The 21504-nt window shown below is 34.1% G+C and carries 19 protein-coding genes, 7 tRNA genes and 1 pseudogene; 5 read left to right on the top strand and 22 right to left on the bottom strand.

Going from position 1 to position 21504, the window contains the following annotated elements; all coding sequences use genetic code 11:
* Positions 1–15: 15 nt before the first annotated feature.
* The 3 genes and pseudogenes from tig to BM183_RS13360 all read right to left on the bottom strand — a co-directional run.
* Entirely contained in the window at positions 16–1311 is a 1296-nt protein-coding gene (tig, locus tag BM183_RS13370) for a trigger factor (protein ID WP_091687375.1), read from the bottom strand.
* Positions 1312–1679: 368 nt separating this feature from the next.
* Positions 1680–3026 carry a phosphoglucosamine mutase gene (gene glmM, locus BM183_RS13365; RefSeq protein WP_091687374.1) on the bottom strand — a complete coding sequence of 449 codons (1347 nt, stop codon included), beginning with the start codon at positions 3024–3026 and terminating at the stop codon, positions 1680–1682.
* A 418-nt stretch (positions 3027–3444) separates the two neighbouring features.
* Positions 3445–3651 (bottom strand): annotated as a pseudogene (locus tag BM183_RS13360) (small, acid-soluble spore protein, alpha/beta type); the annotation flags it as partial.
* A gap of 365 nt (positions 3652–4016) precedes the next feature.
* Between BM183_RS13360 and BM183_RS13355 the strand changes: the two are divergent.
* Entirely contained in the window at positions 4017–5324 is a 1308-nt protein-coding gene (locus BM183_RS13355) for an alanine/glycine:cation symporter family protein (protein WP_091687372.1), read from the top strand.
* A gap of 123 nt (positions 5325–5447) precedes the next feature.
* Here BM183_RS13355 and vanT read toward each other — a convergent pair whose 3' ends face one another.
* From vanT to BM183_RS13325, 6 genes are all read right to left on the bottom strand, one after another.
* Entirely contained in the window at positions 5448–7571 is a 2124-nt protein-coding gene (vanT, locus tag BM183_RS13350; protein ID WP_091687371.1) for a serine racemase VanT catalytic subunit, read from the bottom strand.
* The gene (locus BM183_RS13345) at positions 7568–8326 is read right to left on the bottom strand and encodes a M15 family metallopeptidase (protein WP_091687370.1); all 759 of its coding nucleotides are present in this window, start codon (positions 8324–8326) and stop codon (positions 7568–7570) included. Before BM183_RS13345 ends, vanT begins: the two co-directional genes overlap by 4 nt.
* Positions 8323–9375, bottom strand: a complete 1053-nt coding sequence (gene vanG / locus BM183_RS13340; RefSeq protein WP_091687416.1) for a D-alanine--D-serine ligase VanG — start codon at positions 9373–9375, stop codon at positions 8323–8325. The genes BM183_RS13345 and vanG overlap by 4 nt, the downstream gene beginning before the upstream one ends.
* A 296-nt stretch (positions 9376–9671) precedes the next feature.
* Complete coding sequence (vanS, locus tag BM183_RS13335) at positions 9672–10772, bottom strand: vancomycin resistance histidine kinase VanS (RefSeq protein ID WP_416386049.1); 1101 nt, start codon at positions 10770–10772, stop codon at positions 9672–9674.
* Positions 10765–11469, bottom strand: a complete 705-nt coding sequence (gene vanR / locus BM183_RS13330) for a VanR-ABDEGLN family response regulator transcription factor (RefSeq protein ID WP_091687369.1) — start codon at positions 11467–11469, stop codon at positions 10765–10767. Before vanR ends, vanS begins: the two co-directional genes overlap by 8 nt.
* Before the next feature lie 188 nt (positions 11470–11657).
* The gene (locus tag BM183_RS13325) at positions 11658–12209 is read right to left on the bottom strand and encodes a DJ-1 family glyoxalase III (RefSeq protein ID WP_091687368.1); all 552 of its coding nucleotides are present in this window, start codon (positions 12207–12209) and stop codon (positions 11658–11660) included.
* A 335-nt stretch (positions 12210–12544) separates the two neighbouring features.
* On the opposite strand from BM183_RS13325, the gene BM183_RS13320 reads away from it, so the two are divergent.
* The 3 genes from BM183_RS13320 (at position 12545) to BM183_RS13310 (ending at position 14789) form a co-directional block, all read left to right on the top strand.
* Positions 12545–13453, top strand: a complete 909-nt coding sequence (locus BM183_RS13320; protein WP_091687367.1) for an AraC family transcriptional regulator — start codon at positions 12545–12547, stop codon at positions 13451–13453.
* A 162-nt stretch (positions 13454–13615) separates the two neighbouring features.
* Complete coding sequence (locus BM183_RS13315; protein ID WP_091687366.1) at positions 13616–14233, top strand: TetR/AcrR family transcriptional regulator; 618 nt, start codon at positions 13616–13618, stop codon at positions 14231–14233.
* Positions 14226–14789 carry a GNAT family N-acetyltransferase gene (locus BM183_RS13310; protein ID WP_091687365.1) on the top strand — a complete coding sequence of 188 codons (564 nt, stop codon included), beginning with the start codon at positions 14226–14228 and terminating at the stop codon, positions 14787–14789. Before BM183_RS13315 ends, BM183_RS13310 begins: the two co-directional genes overlap by 8 nt.
* A 116-nt stretch (positions 14790–14905) precedes the next feature.
* Here BM183_RS13310 and BM183_RS13305 read toward each other — a convergent pair whose 3' ends face one another.
* From BM183_RS13305 to BM183_RS13245, 13 genes are all read right to left on the bottom strand, one after another.
* A complete protein-coding gene (locus BM183_RS13305; protein ID WP_139221527.1) occupies positions 14906–15211 on the bottom strand; it encodes a histidine phosphatase family protein in 306 nt (101 codons plus the stop codon).
* Between the two features lie 121 nt (positions 15212–15332).
* Positions 15333–15839: a GNAT family N-acetyltransferase gene (locus BM183_RS13300; protein ID WP_091687364.1), complete on the bottom strand. Its 507-nt coding sequence runs from the start codon at positions 15837–15839 to the stop codon at positions 15333–15335.
* A 173-nt stretch (positions 15840–16012) separates the two neighbouring features.
* Positions 16013–16669: an alpha/beta fold hydrolase gene (locus tag BM183_RS13295; protein ID WP_091687363.1), complete on the bottom strand. Its 657-nt coding sequence runs from the start codon at positions 16667–16669 to the stop codon at positions 16013–16015.
* A gap of 101 nt (positions 16670–16770) precedes the next feature.
* Positions 16771–16850: transfer RNA gene (locus BM183_RS13290), tRNA-Leu, on the bottom strand.
* A 4-nt stretch (positions 16851–16854) separates the two neighbouring features.
* Positions 16855–16927 (bottom strand) — tRNA-Lys (locus BM183_RS13285).
* 59 nt (positions 16928–16986) lie between these two features.
* Positions 16987–17058, bottom strand: a tRNA-Gln gene (locus tag BM183_RS13280).
* 29 nt (positions 17059–17087) lie between these two features.
* A tRNA-His gene (locus BM183_RS13275) sits at positions 17088–17161 on the bottom strand.
* Positions 17162–17170: 9 nt separating this feature from the next.
* Positions 17171–17244 (bottom strand) — tRNA-Arg (locus BM183_RS13270).
* 26 nt (positions 17245–17270) lie between these two features.
* Positions 17271–17341, bottom strand: a tRNA-Gly gene (locus BM183_RS13265).
* A gap of 99 nt (positions 17342–17440) precedes the next feature.
* Positions 17441–17515 (bottom strand) — tRNA-Pro (locus BM183_RS13260).
* A gap of 176 nt (positions 17516–17691) precedes the next feature.
* Complete coding sequence (locus BM183_RS13255) at positions 17692–18174, bottom strand: YfcE family phosphodiesterase (RefSeq protein ID WP_091687362.1); 483 nt, start codon at positions 18172–18174, stop codon at positions 17692–17694.
* A 158-nt stretch (positions 18175–18332) separates the two neighbouring features.
* A complete protein-coding gene (locus tag BM183_RS13250) occupies positions 18333–18926 on the bottom strand; it encodes an XTP/dITP diphosphatase (RefSeq protein WP_091687361.1) in 594 nt (197 codons plus the stop codon).
* Between the two features lie 19 nt (positions 18927–18945).
* A complete protein-coding gene (locus BM183_RS13245) occupies positions 18946–20094 on the bottom strand; it encodes an N-acetylmuramoyl-L-alanine amidase family protein (protein WP_091687360.1) in 1149 nt (382 codons plus the stop codon).
* 174 nt (positions 20095–20268) lie between these two features.
* Between BM183_RS13245 and BM183_RS13240 the strand changes: the two genes are divergently transcribed.
* Positions 20269–21189 (top strand): alpha/beta fold hydrolase, encoded by a 921-nt coding sequence (locus tag BM183_RS13240; RefSeq protein WP_091687359.1) that lies wholly within the window; start codon positions 20269–20271, stop codon positions 21187–21189.
* Positions 21190–21504 lie beyond the last annotated feature (315 nt).

Here is a 21504-nt window from a genome sequence, read left to right as displayed (position 1 = left end):
TTTAATTTTGGGATATTATTTTGCTTCTGTATCAACTGCTGCTTCATAAACTACATCAACAGCTTTTTGTACTGCTAAATCTAATGAGATTTGTTCTTTTTCTCTATCAGAAATTAATTCCTTTAATTTATCAACTTCCATTTGATAAGAAGAAGCCATGTTTGTTATTTCTTTTTCTAACTCTTCATCAGAAATAGTAATGTTTTCAGCTTTTACGATAGCTTCTAATACTAATCTGGTCTTAATACGTTGTATAGCCTGAGGCTTCATTTCTTCTAATAACTTTTGAACATTCATTCCTGTAAATTGGAAATATTGTTCTACTGTTAAACCTTGCATTTGTAGTCTTTGTGCAAATTCATCTGCCATTTGTCTTGTCTGTGTTTCAATCATAGCATCAGGAATTTCCATAGTTGCATTCTCGATAATTTTTTCAACTACAGCATCTTCTTTTGCCCTCTTAGCATCTTTTTCTTTTCTTTCCAGAATATGTTTCTTAATATCTTCTTTGTAATCAGCTAAAGTATCAAATTCAGATACATCCTGTGCAAAATCGTCGTCTAATTCCGGTAATTCTTTTACTTTGATTTCTTTAATGGTAACTTTAAATAAAGCAGGTTTGCTTGCTAATTCCGCAGCATGATATTCTGCAGGGAATGTTACATTTACTTCTACTTCTTCACCAATGTTCTTACCGATTAATTGGTCTTCGAATGTATCAATAAAGGAATGAGAACCTATTGTTAAGGAATAATTTTCACCTTTTCCTCCTTCAAATGGAGTACCATCTACAAATCCTTCATAATCTATTACAGCTATATCTCCGCTTTGAACAGCTCTGTCATCTACTGTAATTGTTCTGGAGTTTTGTTCTCTTACTTTATCTAATTCTGCATTGATTTCATCTTCTGTTGCTTCTACAGATTTTTTCTCCACTTCAATGCCTTTGTATTGTCCTAAGGTAACTTCTGGTTTTACAGCCACTTCAGCAGTAAAAATAAATGACTTGCCTTTTTCAATTTGAACAACATCGATTTCAGGTCTTGATACAATATCTAATTTACTTTCTTCTGCTGCTTTTTCATAAGCATCTGGTATAATAATATTCGCTGCATCTTCATAAAAGATACCTGCTCCATACATTTTTTCAATAATTGCACGAGGTGCTTTTCCTTTACGGAAACCTTGTACATTCATCTTTCCTTTATTTTTCTGATAGGCCTTCTCTAATGCAGCTTCAAACTCCTCTGCACTTGATTCTATGGTAAATTTAACCATATTCTTTTCCAAATTCTCTACTTGTAAACTCATTTAATATTTCCTCCTTAAATATGTGAAGCGTATCTCTTATACGATCCCTGTAATTTTAACGTCAATATAATCCACTGTATGCACAACTTACCTTCTACTTATGAAATAATTTATTATTATAATAATTTGTTATACTAATAATTTATTATTAACAAAATTTGCAGATTAAAACTGACAATTTCCCATTCTGAGTTTTGACATTAGTATATTATAACATAGGAATTCTGTAAATACCATAAATATTTTTCTTCTTATTCTTAAGAATTTATTATGTTATTACCGCTGTTCTTTTATTGCTATTTTTATACATTTCCTATTTATATGTTTAAACTTTTATAGTTTACTATTTTTATAACGCTATTTTTTTATTAACATAAAGTATGTCCCTGATTATCAATAACACCGACAACCATATCCACATATTTTTTGCACATTTCATCTGTCTTGGCTTCCACCATTACTCGAAGTACCGGTTCCGTCCCGCTTTCCCTAACAAGGATTCTCCCATTGTCCCCAAGCTCATCGGCAACCTTTTCAATTATCTCTGCTACCTTGGGGTCTTCTTTCGCATCCTTTTTATTCTTAACTCTAACATTTACCAAAAGCTGCGGATAAATAGTTACTTCTTTCACAATATCGGATAATTTTGACTTCTTCTCCAGCATTACTTCCATAATCTTTAAAGAAGTTAAAATCCCGTCACCGGTAGTTGCATGCTTGCTAAAAATTACATGACCGGATTGTTCACCACCAATGGAATGATTGTTGGCCATCATATTCTCAAATACATATTTATCACCTACAGCCGTTCTTTCATAAGAAATCCCCAGTTCATCCAAAGCTTTATATAAACCGATATTGGACATAATTGTAGTTACAATGGTATTGTTATTTAATTCCCCTCGTTCTTTCATATAGCGTCCGCAAATATATAGTATTAAATCGCCATCTATAATATTACCCTTTTCATCTATGGCTAAACAGCGGTCAGCATCCCCATCATATGCAAATCCAACATCCAGACCATTGTCCACCACATACTTTTGTAAATTTTCAATATGTGTTGAACCGCAGTTTGTATTAATATTAAGACCATTTGGTTCGTTATGAATAGTAAAGGTTTTTGCTCCCAACGCATCGAATACACCTTTAGCTATAGTGGAGGCAGAACCATTGGCACAATCCAGGCCAACTTTTACCTGTTTAAAAGATCTGGTGGCCAAAGAAATTAAGTATCCAATGTACCGATTTCTACCCATAGCGTAATCAGTGGTCTTACCTATATTCTCTTTTGTAGCAAAAGGTATATTATCACTTTCACTATCTATGTATTCTTCAATTAAACTTTCCACTTCCGGCTCTAATTTAAAGCCATTTCCGTTAATTATCTTAATACCGTTGTCATAGTATGGATTATGGCTGGCAGATATCATGATTCCACAATCAAAATTCTCACTTCGTACTACATAAGAAACGCTGGGAGTAGTGGTAACATGTAATAGGTAAACATCTGCGCCGCTTGCAGTTAATCCAGCCACCAAAGAATATTCAAACATGTAACTTGATCTTCTAGTGTCTTTACCAATTACAATATTGGCCTTATGGTCTTTGCCGTAGTAATACCCTAAGAATCTTCCTACCTTATAGGCATGTTCTACAGTGAGTTCAACATTTGCTTCTCCTCTAAATCCATCTGTTCCAAAATATTTTCCCATAAATATGACTCCTTTTTATATTCATACCGCAAAGCTCCGCGGTTATTTTCCCGTTAAATTGTAACATAATATAAACCTGGCTGCAACTTTTTAGTTCCAATGTTGTTGTTATTCTATACTTAAATTATGTAACGGCAATTAAAAAGTGCTTTACTTACAAAAAAAACATCATCTCATATGTACGATTTCATGTAACAGATGTAACTCCCTTACTTCATCATATATACTAGATGATGTTTTATTCTGACTATCTTTTTACCGGTTATGAAGCATCTGTTTCATAATCAAAAGTTAGCCTTTTTTACATTATTCAATTTGATTAGAATCCTTGAGATTGACCTGTTGAACCTGCTTGTGGTCCACCTGGTTGTCCTAAGCCTGCAGCTGGAGCACTTCCTGTGCCAGCAGATGCTGTTGTTCCAGACATTGATTCTTCTTGACGTTGAATCATACGTCTAACCATTTCTCCACCAACAGAACCATTCTGATAACTTGTTAAGTCACCGTTGTAACCTTGTTTTAAAGGAACACCAATTTCACCAGCAACTTCCATCTTGAATCTGTTAAGAGCTTCTCTAGCTTGAGGTACTTCTGTTCTGTTAGAACCTGTCCTATTACTTGCCATATAATTCACCTCCGTGATTTGTTAATTAGTTGAAGATATTTGTTGAGTGATTTCAACTTTTATCTTTTTATTTTAGATAAATGATGTAAATCAATTATCTTAATGATATTGTTAGCAGTGATTATAGATTTTATTATAAAATATTGATGGTAAGTTGTGGAATTGAAAAATTTACTTTCTAAAATTTTTAGTATAACTTATAGTTCCCATAAATAGCTCTTTTTAAAAGAGAGAAAAGGTTTCAAAAATTTATAGGGATACTAATCATTTTACCTCTTACATATATTATAGTAATTGCTTTTCCTAAGGAGTAGTTGGCTACTGTCGTAATTAAATGGTGTTGGAGCACCGGAATTGAGGTTATTATGAGTCAATTATTTAATATTATTAAAAATATAAATAGCGTTATTTGGAGCTGGCCAATGTTAATTCTGCTTTTTGGCACTCATCTTTTCTTTACTTTTTATTTAAAATTTATTCAAAAAAATATAGGTAAGGCCATTAAACTATCCATAGCCCCTTCACAATCCGGGGAAGGTGATACCAGCAGTTTTGCCACTCTTACCACCACCTTGGCAGCTACCCTTGGAACTGGTAATATTATAGGTGTCTCAACTGCAGTGGCACTTGGAGGACCCGGTGCTATTTTTTGGTGCTGGTTAACCGGTGTATTTGGAATGGCAACTACCTATGCAGAATGTTATCTTGGTGTCTTATACCGTAAGAAAACAAAAGACGGAACCTATCTTGGGGGGCCTATGTATACTTTAGAATATGGTCTTCATTCCAAAGGTTTAGCAGTTTTATTTTGTTTTTTAACGCTTTTAGCTTCCTATGGAGTAGGCTGCTCCACACAATCCAATGCCGTTACGGAAACAGCCGCACATCTTTGGGGAATATCTCCTTACATAACCGGATTTCTCACTGCCTTCGTAACGGGATTAGTTATACTTGGCGGCATTCAATCCATAGGGAAGATTTGTATGCGTTTAGTTCCTGCAATGGGTGGGTTTTATATCCTTGCCTGTATTATATTGCTTCTTATGAATCTGGACTACATATTGCCAGCTTTTACTCTTATCCTGCGTTCCGCTTTTCTTCCCCAGGCAATTATGGGAGGTTTTATTGGCAGCACCATTAAAACAGCTGCCCGCTATGGTATTGCCAGAGGATTATTTACCAACGAAGCCGGCCTTGGTACCGCTGCTATTGCAGCTGCAAGCGGAAAAACAAAAAGTCCGAAAGACCAGGCACTGATATCTATGAGTGCAACTTTTTGGGATACCGTTATAATGTGTGCTATTACCGGACTGGTCATAGTAACAAATATGCTTCGAAATCCCCAATCCGTAGAAGGGCTTTCTTCTGGAGAATTAACTACAGCCGCTTTTAAGCAAATTCCAGTCGTAGGCGAAACTATGCTGGGTATTTCTATTATCGCTTTTGCGGTGGCCACACTCATTGGGTGGTCCTATTTTGGTGAAAAAGCAGTGGATTATTTATTCGGAAAAAGTGGTATTGAAACCTATCGTATATGCTATATCATTATGATTTTTATCGGTTCTATATTATCCTTGGAATTTGTGTGGGAATTTTCTGATTTAGTCAATGCTTTTATGATAATGCCAAATGTATTGTCTCTTTTGGTACTGTATAAGAAAGTCAAGGATTAGCTCATTACATAAAAATGATTTGAATGTCAAAAGTCTAAATATAGTTTATTGAATGAATAGTACTGCACATAAATACTATTCATAATTTAATTGGTTGAAGACTTTTGACACTCAAATCAAATATTAATGTTTAAATATATATCCCAGGCGACTTCCCAGACGACTTAATATTTCATTGGAAATGGTTCCGCATTCCGTAGCAAAATCTTCACAATATATCTGCTCCTCACCATCATTTCCAATTATAGTGACTATATCATCCGGCCTCACATCATCTATATCTGTAACATCTATTACAAATTGATCCATGCAGATTCGCCCAATAACTGGTGCCTTTTGAGAATGTAGTAAAACATAAGTATCCGCTTCAAAAAGATTTCTTGGAACTCCATCTGCATATCCAATGGTAACCGTTGCAACTTTCATATTTTGTTTTGCAGTAAATAACCTTCCATAACTTACACTTTCATTAGCTTTTATATTTTTAATTATACTAACCCTTGCCTTTAATGATAAAACTGGTTTTAAATCAACTGATAAACGGGTATTGTTTCTATCGCTTAATACTCCATAAAGTGCTATCCCAGCCCGGACATAGTCACATTCCAACTCCGGATAATTTAATATTCCATAGCTGCTTTGTATATGCAACTTTCCTGTATCATATCCTTTAGCCTGCAAATAGCGAATGGTTTCATAAAATCTTTCTATTTGTAATTTGCTAAAGGTAATATCTGTATCTTTCAAACTGTCACTGGTACAAAGATGGGTAAACATCCCTTCAATCTTTAAATTATTTAGTTCGTAAATATGTTCCAAATTATCATAACCATCATAATCTTCACCTAACCTGTGCATACCTGTATCAATCTTTATATGGACCTTTACTTGTTTAGAAGATTCATTTAATGACTTGCCATAATCATAATTTAGTACAGTTTGGGTTAATTTATATTTCGTAAGATAATTTACGTCAGAAGGATTGGTATATCCTAAAATTAGGATTTCTCCTTTAACTCCATTTTTCCGAAGTCGTATTCCTTCTGTAAGTGTAGCAACTGCAAAAGCATGAAATCCCGCTTTATTCAGCGCCTTTGCAGTTTCAACATCACCGTGTCCATAGGCACCAGCTTTTACTACTGCCATTAACTCACACTTTTTTGGTAAACATTCTTTCAATGCGAAAGCATTATGTACCAACGCATTTAGATCAACTTCCACCCAAGCTCTGCTGTTACTACCTGGCCCCTTTTGTTTTAACCTTGTAAAAAAATATATAACTATTAATCCTGCTAATAGAGATAGAATGCTAACCGATAAGAAATGAAGCAAATTATTATAAATTAATAAATTCTGAAGGTGCAAAATCTTTGCAATTAGTCTTACTATTACAATCATCCAGGGATGAATGATATAGATCACCATAGACAGAGTTCGTAATTCCTTAATGTTGTTTCCATTACACTGTAATAATATTAAAAATAAGAAATACATACTTGGTAATAGCATAATATACATACTATCATGACGTTGTACATTAAAATTATGAAGCAAAAGTCCTTCTGCCATAAGTAATACATTAGAAATAATTAACCCAATAACTGCAAATTCAGTTTTTATTTTATGTTTAGAGTATGCAATCCAGGACCCTAGGAATAAATAAACCGGTGCAAAAAACAATCCACTTCTTGTATAATCCATTATTTTAAATAAGAAATCATAGCTTTTATGGACAGTACTAATCTGTGTGACTATTCCGTAATAACTATCTCCACCTAATCCTATTACATATAATACAATCGTAATAATAAAAACATGTATCATTCGAAACCTGCGTAATAAGAACTGGACCAATAAAATTCCAATGATTGTAGCAGGAAGATACCAAAGATGATAGAACGTACCGTCAAAGATCAGATCTTTTGTAATCTGAAAGGGCAGATTTTCCTGACTAAAATAACTTCCATATAAATTGAGGGGCAAGTAAAGAAAAATTCCAATTATATAGATACCGATTAACTTGTTTAAAGTTCTTCTTAATTTATTGCCTTTTTCCATAGATAAATATAAAAAGTAACCGGTTACCATAAAGAAAAAAGGAACTGCTACTCTGGCAATTATATGGACGATTATAAAATCAGCAGTTTCATTGATTGATAAAAAAGGGGAGGTATGAATTGCGATAATTAGAAATGCAGCAATCAACCTGAATATATCAAGTGTGGCATATCTTTTTGTTATATTCATGAATATTGCCTCCAAACTGTAACAATAAAACCGTCTACATTATTACCGGATATCTGATATAAGTCATTGTTAGATAATTCTATTACTGTTTTATCTGCTATACTTTCTACAAAGAACACTTTTACCTCTGTCCCTTTATTCTTAATTGTAAGATGCTCTCCTTGGTAGGGGTATTTCTTAATAAATTGTATATACTCCTCCAGGCTTAAACCATTGTATTCTATTAAATAAGAATGTGGATATCCAACATATCGAAAATGCCAAGGTTCATGAGCAATTCCTGTCATTGTTTCTTTTCCCTTACTATACCTTTCTATGAATCCATATTGTGGGGCCTTTGCACGAAATTCACCGCATATACCTGTATAGGAAAACTTAGGTCGAATAAAATCAATAGAATCACCATTTTCACCTAAATCAATTGCAAGGCCGGTCTGATGTTCACTATGATCCGGGAATGCCACATACTTATGTGTAAAATCAATTCCATTTTCTAAAAGAGAATTATCAAATATCTCTTCCTGTTCCTCTTTGCTGCGATAACCGCTAACGGGTATAATTTCATTATCACAATTAATGGATTCCAGCAATTTTGACAACATAGATGCAGTTTTTGCATCTAGTTGTATCTCCTTGTGCTCTAAACTATAAGGTACTAAATTCAGATTGTTTTTATTTTGAATTTGATGTTCTTTATTAACAAGAATTAATGGCCCATGAAAAATATCCAATTCATTTAAGGTTATCCTTCTCATTCTTCCAGACCTAATTGGATCAGCTTGTCCACAATTTCATCAAATTGTAATCCAATTCCTTTCATCATATTAGGATAACGGCTGTGAGAAGTAAATCCGGGAATGGTATTAACCTCATTAAAAACGATTTCTCCTTTTTCTGCAATGAACATATCTACCCTTGCAAATCCTGTACAACCTAAAGCGCGATAAATAGAGACCGCTGTTTTTTTAATTTTATCTTTTAATTCGGCATTAATTCTTGCAGGCATATGAATTCTAGAAGATTTTAAAGTATATTTTTCTGTATAATCAAAAAATCCTTCTGTTAATTCAATTTCATCTACTTCACCAATAATAAGCTCCTTATTACCAAGGACTGCACAACCTACTTCAAAACCTTCTACATTTTCTTCTATTATTACCTGGTTGTCATGTTGAAAGGCATTCTTAACTGCTTCCGGTAATTGTTCTTTTTTATAGACCTTTGTTATTCCAAAAGAAGAACCTGCTTTTACTGGTTTTACAAATAACGGATAGGCTAAATGGCTTGTCTTTTCAAAAATCAACTGGTCTGAAAGGGAACCTGAGAAAACCACAGATGAAGGTGTTTTAACGCCTGCTAATTCAGCCAATTTATGTGCTCTGTCTTTGTCCATACACAATGCAGAGGACAGTGAATTACAACCTACAAGAGGAATTCCAGCCAATTCAATCAATCCTTGCAGGGTACCATCTTCTCCATTTTTACCGTGTAACATGGGAAATGCAATATCAATTCTTGTAAATTTCAATTCATCATCATAGAATTCTATAATTCCATGGATATCTCTGCTTGGTGATATTGCTGCCGGAATACAATGATCTTTTTCCAGATGCCATGTATTAGCAGGAATCTTTTCAGTATCTCCAATATAGCGGAACCAATTACCCTCTCTTGTAATTCCTAATAATACTGTGTCATACCTTTGTTTATTTATATTTGTTATTACTGCATAAGCTGATTGTAAGGATACTTCATATTCTGTAGAGCAGCCTCCAAAAATAATTGCAACTTTTTTCTTTTCCATCTTTAAAACCATACTCCTTTCACAGGTTGAACAATGAAATTTTTCAACCATTCTCCTTGTGCATTTAATTTATGAAACCGATTTGGAGAATTTTGATTACTAGTGCACGGATAACGTATGCAGCTATATCTGGAAATAAACATTACTAAAAGATAAACGTATTTTCCCATAAAAAAAGTTCTCTGTCCCGGTACATTTATAGTACCAAAACAAAGAACTTTATTTTTTCGTTTTTCGACAAGAATTTATTGCAATTTTATTCGTAAAATCCTAAGATTTTCTTAAGAAAATAAAAGCTAATTACTATTTGGAAGCCTTACAACAAATTGGATACACTCATTTTCACTGGAAGCGGTAATCGTTCCCTGATGTAATTCAATAATCTCCTTTGCAATAGCAAGTCCAAGTCCTGCGCCCCCTGTTTTTGTCCCACGGGAAGTATCTAATCGATAGAATTGTTCAAAGATACGACTTAGTTTTTCTTCGGAAATTGTATTACCATGATTCAAAAAGCTCATTGATATATAATCCTGTTCCTTAGATACTGTTATTTCAATTGTACTGTTTTCAAAGCTATAATTAATTGCATTTCGAATGAGATTATCAAAAACACGTTCCATTTTATTAATATCACACTTTATTTCCATATTGGGTGCAATATCTAATTTACACTCTAAATTTTTCGTATTAAATAATGGTTTGAATTCATATACAATTTGTTCTAACATTCTTGATAAATTAGTGCGGCTTACTTCTAAACTAAGATTACTTAAATTGAACCTGGTAATTTCAAAGAATTCATTAATGAGTTCTTCTAAACGTTCAGCCTTATCTAATGATATTGATAAATATTTTTCTCTCTGCTCCTCTGATATCTGTAACTCATCCCGCAGCAAGGTCAGGTATCCAATGACAGAAGTAAGGGGAGTCTTTAAATCATGGGCAAGATAAACAATTAAATCATTTTTACGTTGCTCTGATTCTTTTGCAAGCCTTGCATTACGAATTGCCTGTTGTTTTATCTGATTCATTTGATTTTCCACTTGCTTTAATTCGTCTGGAAGATGAATAAAATCATCACCTGGTTCTACAAGTTCATTGCTGGCTTCTACAATCGTATCCACATATCCTAGTGTCTTTCTCCAATAGATAAGAAATATCACAATAGAACCGATTATCCAGCAAAATCCTAAAAATAGCCCTTTGTTATAATCAATAATTTTTAGAATCCTATATATGATATCTTCACTGTACCAAGTAAAGTAGGAAAAAAACATAATGGCAAATAGAAAGAGAACTACTAAAGCAACTGAGTAAATAACCAGCGATAAGAAGAATTTTGTAAATATTGTCCTTGTTAATTTACCACCTGAGGATTTATATTTATTCTTATTCAATGGTATACCCAACCCCCCATACTGTTTTTATGAATTTCGGTTTTCTAGAAGGTTCATTCATCTTCTCCCGTAACCTGGCCACATGTGCCATAACAGTATTGTTATTGTCTAAATATTTTTCTCCCCATACTGCTTCAAATAATTCTTCAGAAGAGATAACTTTACCTTTATGCTCACACAGGTACCATAGAATTGAGAATTCAATGGGCGTTAATGACAGCTGTTTTCCGTATAAAGTACATTTATGGTTATCTTTATTAATTACTAATCCTGCAAAATCAAATTCATTATTTTCCTCCGGAACCTCAACCTGTCCGTCCAAATGATTATATTTCTTATACCTTCTTAATTGTGTCTTTACCCTTGCACAAAGTTCCAACGGATTAAATGGTTTGGTTATATAGTCATCTGCTCCCAACGTTAATCCCATAATCTTATCCATATCCTCCACTTTAGCAGTCAGCATAAGAATTGGGAAGAAATATTTCTCCCGTATCTTCTGGCATATTGAGAAACCATCCGTGTCAGGAAGCATTACATCTAATATAGCCAGGTCAAGAGGTACTGTATTGATACATTGAAGTGCTTCCTTTCCCGTATAGAATTTATATACATTATAATTCTCATTTTTTAAATATACTTCAATTAGATCTGCAATTGGTTGTTCATCGTCTACAATTAATATATTAATACTCATAACATTCCTATATGATATATCTTATACTTATCCCGATCATAAACCATTAAAAAAACCTTGTAGAAAAGCAAAGCATTTTATATCCTTGAATATATGGATTTTACAAGGTTTTTTAGTAAGGTTTTAATAGAGATTAGCATTAGTTACTATTGGATATATCTTACGACTCCTTCTTTCTTTATTTCCTTTTAATATCCATATTGTATTGAAGATTTTATCCGATTTGCTGCTTCTTTTCCCTGATAGTGCTCAATAATAGAAGCGGCAAAATCAATAGCAGTTCCAAGCCCTTTGCTTGTTATGACATTCTTATCTTTTACTACTTTTTCATTGGTGTAATTAGCACCAATTAATTTATCTTCAAAACCAGGATAGCAGGTAGCTTTCTTACCCTCTAAGATACCATGCATTCCTAACACACTTGGCGCTGCACAAATTGCAGCAATCATTTTATCTTCAGAATTATGTCTCAATAATAATTCACGTAACTTCTTATGTTCCAATAGATGTGTAGTACCTGGCATTCCACCTGGTAATACTAACATCTTTGCATTATTATAACCTGTTTCATCAAATAATTCATCAGCAATCACTTTAATATTATGAGCCCCTGTAATCTCTTTGGACCCGGTTATAGAAACCATGGTAATATCAATTCCAGCTCTTCTTAGAAGATCCACTACGGTAAGGCCCTCAATTTCTTCAAATCCGTCTGCTAAAAATATATAAACTTCTGACATAATAACCTCCATTCCGGTGCTTAAGCACCTTTTACGAAAATCCAATTCACCATCTTCTGATCCACTCGGAAAGCGCAAGCGAGCGAGCTTGTATTTCCTCACTCCGTTTTTATTATATCATGAACAAAAAGCGTGTTCATGATCTTGGCACTACGCTCGGAAAGCGCAAGCGAGGCTTGCATTTCCTCACTCCGTTTTTATTATATCATATTATAATATATTTCTGCACTATCATTGAAAGTTTTCCAAAATTCCTGTATTATCTAAAAAAGGCATTGGCAGTCAAGCTAATTCATTATGAGCATGCTATCCTATTTACAAGGAGGTGCTAAGATATGCACGCATGGGAACAAATACAAATAACTGTAGACTATATTGAAGAACATCTTTCAGAGGAAATTAGAATTAATGATCTAGCAAAGCTTGCTTCGCTATCCCAGTTTTATTATCAAAGGCTATTCAGCCGCTTGGTAAAAAGACCGGTGAACGAATATATTAAAATGCGTCGTCTTTCAAAAGCATCCGAGGCTTTACGGAATAGGAACAAAAGAATTCTAGATATTGCTTTGGATTTTGGTTTTTCTTCTCACGAAACTTTTACACGAGCCTTTAAAGATACTTTTGGAATGACCCCTGAGGAATACCGAATCAATCCTGTTCGCCTTAATAGCTTTGTGAAACCCCAGTTGCTGTTAAACTATACTCTTGTGGACGAAAATGTACCTTTAGTTGCAGAGGGAATCGTTCTTGAAATTACACGACGAACTCTCTTATCTCCCCAATATTTCATTGGGCTTACGGCAGAAGAACCAATTAATCAGATGCCTGGCGGCGGTGAGACCGGCGTAGATGAGCTGGGAAAGCTATGGGACGACTTTCATAAAAACAAGCCTACCATACAAGAACTGAAAAGAGATGGGGATGAACTTGGGGTTGCCTATCCCGGAACAAAGGATGGCTATTACCGCTATTTTGCCGGTGCAGAATCTGATTCAAATGAAATATTGGAAGGTTATTCTTCTTGGGAACTCCCAAAAGGTGAATATATCGTCTGTTCTTTTGAGGCGGAGGATTTTGAACACCTTGTGATGGATGTAGTGTATAAGGCTCACAAATATGTATTTGAAACTTGGCTTCCAAATCACAACCTTACTTCAAAACCTTTTGCAGCGGAACGCTATGCAAGTCACAGTCCTGAAACAACCAACATGGAGATATGGATTGTTCCTGTACCACAGGAATAAATTATTGTACTTTAGAAAAGCCTGCTGCAATAGCAGGCTTTTTATATTGTATTTCTTGTGTATCTTTATATTGTAGTATTACTTGTTGACATATATGTAATTTCCTTTTATAATAAAATAGACACATGTGTCTATTTTATTATAAAAGGAGGAATGAAAATTATGCCCCAAGTTAGTGATAAATATTTGGAAGAACGTAAGATGAAAATCGCCAAAGCAGCCGTCAACGTTTTTGCTGAAAAAGGATATTCTAATGCCACTATGCAAGATATTATGGAAATGTCAAATATTTCGAGAGGGGGATTGTATGCGCATTTTGAAAATATAGATGCCGTATTTCTAGCCGCTTTACGGTATGATGACTCTTTACCACACAACCGTTTTTTGCGTCCGGACCCCAAAAGACCACTGCTGCCACAACTAAAAAAATGGTTGCAGGAAATGGCTTTAACCATTGAAGAAGATAAAGTGAGTTTAGTACGTGCAAAATCCGAATTTTTTCTTTCGCATTCTGCTATAGATACTCCCTATCTTTGCGAAAGGCATGAGGTTCTTTCTTCTGATATTCAATCATTTATTGATACCGGAATTGAACTGGGGGAATTTAGTGAACAAATAGATAAAGTAATTTTATCCCAGTTCTTGATTTCAGCTATTGATGGTATAATGCTCCATCACTATTACCAATATTCCAAAAACATAAATTGTGAAAAATTGTTTGATTTATTAGAAGATATATTAACAGCATTTTTATATAAAGGAGGGCAAGCAGATGTTTGAAGACAAAATCATAAAATTACGTAAACTATCACCCAATGATTTTAATGTTTATCATAACTGGCGCAATGATTTAGACGTGATGTATAGTACCAGCCCGGCATTAGATGTTTATACCTTAGAGGATACAGAAAATCTAATTCAAATAATGTCCGGTCAGCCTGATGCTAAGGGATATATTATTGAATATAAGGAAACAGGACAAGCAGTAGGTATTATATCACTGATTCATATAGATACCAAAAACCGCTCCGCTGAATGTGTGATTGATATTGGAGAAAAAGATATGTGGGGAAAGGGTATTGGCAAAGCCGCTCTTACTATGATTTTGAGGTACGCTTTTGATGAATTGAATTTGCACCGTGTATTTTTACAGGTATTTTCATTTAATCAACGTGCAATCAATCTGTATGAAAAAATTGGTTTCAAACAAGAAGGCCAATTGCGGCAAGCTCTCTATCGTGGCGGAAACTGGCATGACATTATTGTAATGGGCATTTTAAGTGCCGAGTATAAACAAATGGCATCTCATACTGAACCGCCTATAGACTCTGTCTGATTTAGCTTCATACACCTAATTGATAAAAGAGAAATGGATCGCCGTAAGCTACTCCATTTCTCACACCATTTCAATTCATATGGTATGATTTCAAATTTGATGCAAGGGAATTTGGATTATTCAGAGATGTAAGACATATCACTTAAACGCCTAATAATGTGTTTACCATCTTCATTCTTTTGCATAAAACTTACCCCTCCGGACATACCAAATAAACCACATTGGTTTAACATTTCAACCTCTAATCCAAACCACATAGCATGAAACACACTAAGAGAATCACCGTGAGATACTATAATTATGTTCTCCTCATCGCTATTCATTATCATATCGTAAAAAGGACGAAGCCTATTCCAAACATCCCTGCGGCTTTCTGCGTCAGAGAACATTCGGTCATCAATAGTTTTTTCTTGGCATTCCATGTTCTTACTAAGCCATTGAATGACTTACCAATACATTTTCCTAGATTACGTTCTCGTAATGTATCTGATGTAATAAAAACCTCTTGATTTGTATAACATGCCTACCCCCTGATGTAATAGATTATTCTTTTACTCTTGAATACATTTTCATATCAAGAATAATTCCATTTTTCACAGCATTTTTCCTTAAAGTGCCCTCATATACGAAGCCTGATTTTTCAAGTATACGGCAGGATCCCAAGTTATGAGCAAAAGGTTCCGCAAAAATTCTTATAATATCTGTATTTTCAAAAATATATTTACAGACTTGTTTAACAGCACTTGTTCCAATTCCTTGTCCCCAATATGACTCTGCAATATAATAACCCATCTCTGCAGTTTTACAATGAATATTATCTTTGCGAAACACACCAATACTTCCTACTGCCTTATCGTCAACAGTGATTGCAAAAGCATACGTTGTATCCTTATCCGCTTCTAGCATTGCTGAAATAAAGTTTTTAGCATCATCTACTGTATATGGATATGGTAATCCATCTCTTAAATTTTCAAGAATTTTTTTGTTATTTAAAGCCTCTGCCAGATGCTTTGCATCTTCTATTCTCCAAGAACGTATTTTACATTCCATTTTTTAAGCCTCCTTGTTAAGATATGGTATAAAAAACTTATCATTATAAAATATAACATATAAAATCAGGTTAAAAAAGAAACAATCTTGCCCCTTTTTCAACTTGATAATCATAATTAAAATAAATTTGCGAATCCACTTAAAAACCAGATTATACGGATAACATCATATGCCTAAATAAAAAATTTCACTAAATCAGGATATAACATATCTTGATTTACAATATAGCTATCATGCTCATGCCCATTCATTATTATTAATTCTGCGTTTGGCAAGGTGTTTGCAAGGTTAACGAATAACTCCGGCTTAAACACATCATGTTCTGCCCCTACAACTAATGTGGGAGTGGTTACAGCTTTCACATCAGCTAATTCAATATTAGGATGTTCTAGCATTAATTTGAATAAAGGATCTTTGGTTTCTTCATAGGTGTCTTTAATAAATCTATAACTGTCTTCCTTAAAATCGCCAGGTTTTAAATTTACACCTAACAGTGCCATTTTTCTTATACATTCACTTTGATTCATTGCAAGAATTAATGAAATTATCCCACCATCGCTAAAGCCTACAATATTTACTTTTCCTAATTTTAGAGTATTAATAAATGAATAGATATCTGTTGCCATGGTTTCATAGGAATAATCTTCGGTTTTTGTACTTTCACCATGATTTCTGCTATCAACAGAATATACAGTAAAATCTTTTTGTAACTTTTTAGTAATTACATCAAATATATGATGGTCCTCACCATTCCCATGCAAAAGTATAAGCGGTTCACCATTTCCGAACTTTTCGTATGCAAGTTCAATATTATTTACTGTTACCTTCATTTGGATTATCCTCCATTTTACTACACATCGCCAAATAATTAATCCTCATAAAATAAAAAAACCATATGCATCCAAATCTCTGCATATGGCTTATCAATTAATGCGGATGAAGGGACTTGAACCCCCACGGTATCCCACTAGATCCTAAGTCTAGCGCGTCTGCCAGTTCCGCCACATCCGCAAAATGAGACATCCGGGATTCGAACCCGGGACACCTTGATTAAAAGTCAAGTGCTCTACCGACTGAGCTAATATCCCATCCGATGTTAACTATATTAAGTTAAGCATCCTATTATCTAACAATATTCAGTTAGAAACTGGGCTAGCTGGATTCGAACCAGCGACTGCAGGAGTCAAAGTCCTGTGCCTTACCGCTTGGCGACAGCCCATTAATAATTAAGGCAATTTTAATTACCAGGGTGGATAAAGGGATTCGAACCCTTGGCCTCCAGAGCCACAATCTGGCGCGCTAACCAACTGCGCTATACCCACCATATAAAATGTGCCAGAAGGGATTCGAACCCCCGACACACGGCTTAGAAGGCCGTTGCTCTATCCAACTGAGCTACTAGCACATTTCGATATGCAAATACGCACATCAAGCGGGTGATGGGAATCGAACCCACGTATCTAGCTTGGAAGGCTAGTGTTCTACCATTGAACTACACCCGCACATAAACTCTTTACATAGAATTATTATGAAGCTTTGTGTAACTTATTCATACTGCATTTAATTACATTGTACAAATCATTCAACTCGGCTTGTACAAATCGGGGTGACAGGATTCGAACCTGCGACCTCTTGATCCCAAATCAAGCGCTCTAGCCAAGCTGAGCCACACCCCGTTTTCCAGTGTTTTTTCGTCTCTCTCGTGACGCAAGAATCATTATATAATAGACTTACTTTAATGTCAACAACTTTTTTAAACTTTTTTAAAAAACATATAGGTAAATACTTCCACCACCTTAATTTAAGGGATAAATCAGGTATATTATGCCCTGAAGAAATCACACTTATCCCTTTATTTTAGATAGTTTAAAGTAAAATGTGCCCTTCCATCCTTATCTATGTCCATAATAATAAAAGTTGGAACTGCACCCTCTTGCCTTGGCTGGGAAATGCTTCCCGGATTTATTGTCCATACACTACCTGATAAGTCAATTAAAGGGCGGTGAGTATGTCCAAATATGGCTATATCCGCTTTATGTTCTAGTGCTGCTTCTTTTATATAATCTGTTCTAAAATTAACACCATACCTGTGTCCATGAGCTAAAAATACAGTATGGTTACCTAATTTAATTACTTTTTCTTTCTCTAAATTAGTGTAATAATCATTATTGCCACTAACCATCTCAACATTACAAGGTGCAATCTCCCTTATTAAATCCTCATTGCCTTCAAAATCCCCAAGATGCAGCATTAAATCTATGGGTTTAACCTTATCTATAACCTTTATTAGATTATTCATTCTTCCGTGAGAATCACTTACAATTAAAATTTTCATATTCACTCTTCCAACCATGATGCCACGGAGGGGCATCTTAAATAATAAATAAAATCCGATACGAAATATGATAAACCCTCCGGCTTAACTATCATATTTTTACAGAAACTACTTAGCAGTTCTGATTCACTGGTTCCAATAATGTCTGCAAATTCTTTTTATAGTTTTTTCCTTAATTCTTCTCTCATTTCCGTTAAAGCTTTCCCTCTATGGCTAATTTCATTCTTTTGCTCTAATGATAACTGTGCTAATGTATTATGAAATTCCGGTACCCAGAATATAGGATCATAACCAAAGCCGTTACTTCCTGTAATTTCATATCCTATAAAGCCTTCAATAGTAGCTCTTTTTGTCAAAATTTCACCATTCGGCATGGCACATGCAATTACACAAACAAACCTGGCACTTCTGTTTTCTTGTTCTACATCTTTTAACTTATCCAAAATATGTTGATTTTTTATATCGTATGAAGTATCTTCACCAAGAAATCTGGCAGAATAGATACCCGGAGCCTTGTCCATCGCATCCACCTCCAGACCGGAGTCATCTGCCAAAACAATTTCTCCTGTTAATTCCATAATTGTTTTTGCCTTTATTATTGCATTCTCTTCAAAAGTTTCCCCATCTTCTACTATATTCACATGAATTCCAGCTTCCTTTAAGGAAACAATCTCAACATTCAAATCACTTAATATAGCCTTTATTTCTTTCATTTTTCCTTCATTGGTTGTGGCAAAAATAATTCGTTTCATAGTATCTCCTGTCTGCTGCCTAATTATAATTTTCTAACTCCTCATAGGCTTTCATAATAGCTTTATGTATTCCCTTTGCTATGTCTCTTCTGTTTCTTTCCTTAGCTAAAAAGTCCATTTCTTCTGTATTTGACATAAAGCCCACTTCTAATAAAGCCATGGGCATTTTAGCTTTTTTCACAATAATCACTTCTTCTTCTTTTACAAGCCCACGATTTACATTATGTGTCACACTAATAAGTTCATCCAAACATATTTGTGCTAATTGTTCTGAAGTAAAACCATTATCCAGCTTAATATCATTATATAAAACTTCCCCTCCCCTTGGTTCGGAAGATTCATTTCCATTACAATGAATACTAATGAAAAAATCTGCTTCTACATCATTAGCAAAATAAACTCTTGGGTTTAAGAAAATTGTTTCATCGGAAGTTCTTGTATAATATACTTTAATATCTTCCCTGTCCAGTAACTCCTGCAAATATAGTACAATACTTAGATTAATTTCCTTTTCATAATATTCTTCACCCTGTGAATATGTACCAGGATCTGTGCCGCCATGACCAGCATCCACCACTATAATTTTATCATATACATCTTTTGGACGCCTTAAATCAATATATATATTTTCATCATCCTGATACACCAAGCTTGCATATATATTATTAAAAGTTATATAAATAACCGCTGTGTAAAGTCCTGTTGTCTCACTTTTTGTATAGTTTATATGAAAACTTTTTACAAAATCTAGAGTTTCTTCTTCAGTTATAGCAGGTAATCCCACAAAGGTTTTGTCCCCATTCACACGAAGAATCGAAGAATCATAAAAAGTTTTATCCTTCAAACCTTTTACCGTTATTTCAATACTGCGGTCCATATAATAATCCTGAAAATTCACAGGAAACAGCGATTTTTCATCTTTTTTTATTACAAGGTATTTATCTCCTAATGTATTGCCTTTTAGCTCATCCTTTGAAATAATTCCATCTGTAATAACTTCTACTTCTAATTGTATATTTTTAGAATCATCTGATTTGCTTTTATTAATATTCTCATCTGCATAAATTTTTTGTTGATTGCTCGGCGAAATAGCGATAGCTATCACTATAACTACCAACATAATCGTTAAACTATGAATTGCTAAAAGCTTTAGTCGTTGATCGTTCATTTATTTTCCCCCTGATATGTAGAATTATACTATGTTTTATCGAATTCTACAATAACATTTTCAACGTTTCACTGGAATAAAATTGCTTTTTTGAAAATTAGAGGTATAATAAATTTAAAGCAGCTCTATTTAAAAAAAATATATAATTGCCTGTTAAAAGGAAGGATAGTGAACATGGAAGTTAACAAAGATATTATCATACAAAAAGACAACCACAAAACCATATTATACCATTATTTCAGTTCTCAAGAACCAAAAGCAAGTATCCTCCTATTACATGGAATGGCCGAACATTGTAACCGTTACCATAACTTTGCTGAGTATTTATGCACTAATGGAATGGATGTATATCTCTATGACCATAGAGGACACGGAAGAGATAAAATGATAAAGGAATTAGGTTTTTACAGTACATCTAACGGACATAAATTAGTAGTTGAAGATGCTTTGGAAGTTCTTCATTTTGTTATGAAAAATAAACGTTCTCATAAACTCTTTTTGTTCGGTCACAGTATGGGTTCTCTAATTGCCCGTAATGTAATACAGCAAGAGGATAATCTGGATGGTGTTATTTTGTGCGGAACAACCTGTCCGCCAAGTTTAAAAGCAAAAGCAGGTTTTTTTCTTGCACATATTGTAAAATTATTTAACGGACCTATGCATCAATCCCAGTTTATGAACAACCTATTATTCGGCTCAAAACTTTATACATCCTTATCCACCCGAACCTCCTTCGATTGGTTATCAAGGGATAATAACGCTGTAGGCGCATACATCCATGATCCTTATTGTGGTTTTATCTGTACTATAAGTTTTTATATAGATCTTATAAAACTATCACTACAAGCTTCAAAACCATCACTCATGAGCAAAACAAGAGCTGACCTTCCATTGTATATTATTTCAGGTGATAAGGATCCTGTTGGCGGTTATGGTGCCGAAATCCAACAGTTAATTTCCACGTACGAAAAATTAAACTTTAATAAAATGTCTTGGAAACTATACCCTGAATGCAGACACGAATTATTGCAAGAGTTAAATTCTCATGAAATAATGGAAGATGTACATAATTGGATTAATAAAAATTTAGCGTAGTAGGACGCTCAATGTCGTCAACTTAAGGACACTACCGTCATATTGTATATTTATTTATAGGTGTTTTGGTTAAAATGCGAATTGACAAACAAATGTTCCCTTCAAAATTTTATTAGATACATTTTATCTATTAAATTTTGGAGGGATTTTTATGTCTATTCGTAATAACTTAAAGGATTTTTTTCAAGAAATGAATACTCTTCTTACTTCTAGTGAGTTTATTGAACAACACAGAGTAAACAACTCAGCATTTTCAAGAACGAGGAAGTTAGCTTTTACAGATATTATTCACTTTCTTTTAACACTTCCTCAAAA

The organism is Anaerocolumna aminovalerica (assembly GCF_900115365.1).
Taxonomy (GTDB): Bacteria; Bacillota; Clostridia; order Lachnospirales; family Lachnospiraceae; genus Anaerocolumna; species Anaerocolumna aminovalerica.
The sequence above is the reverse complement of the archived record's forward strand: the minus strand, read 5'-3'. Positions and strand labels throughout refer to the sequence as shown.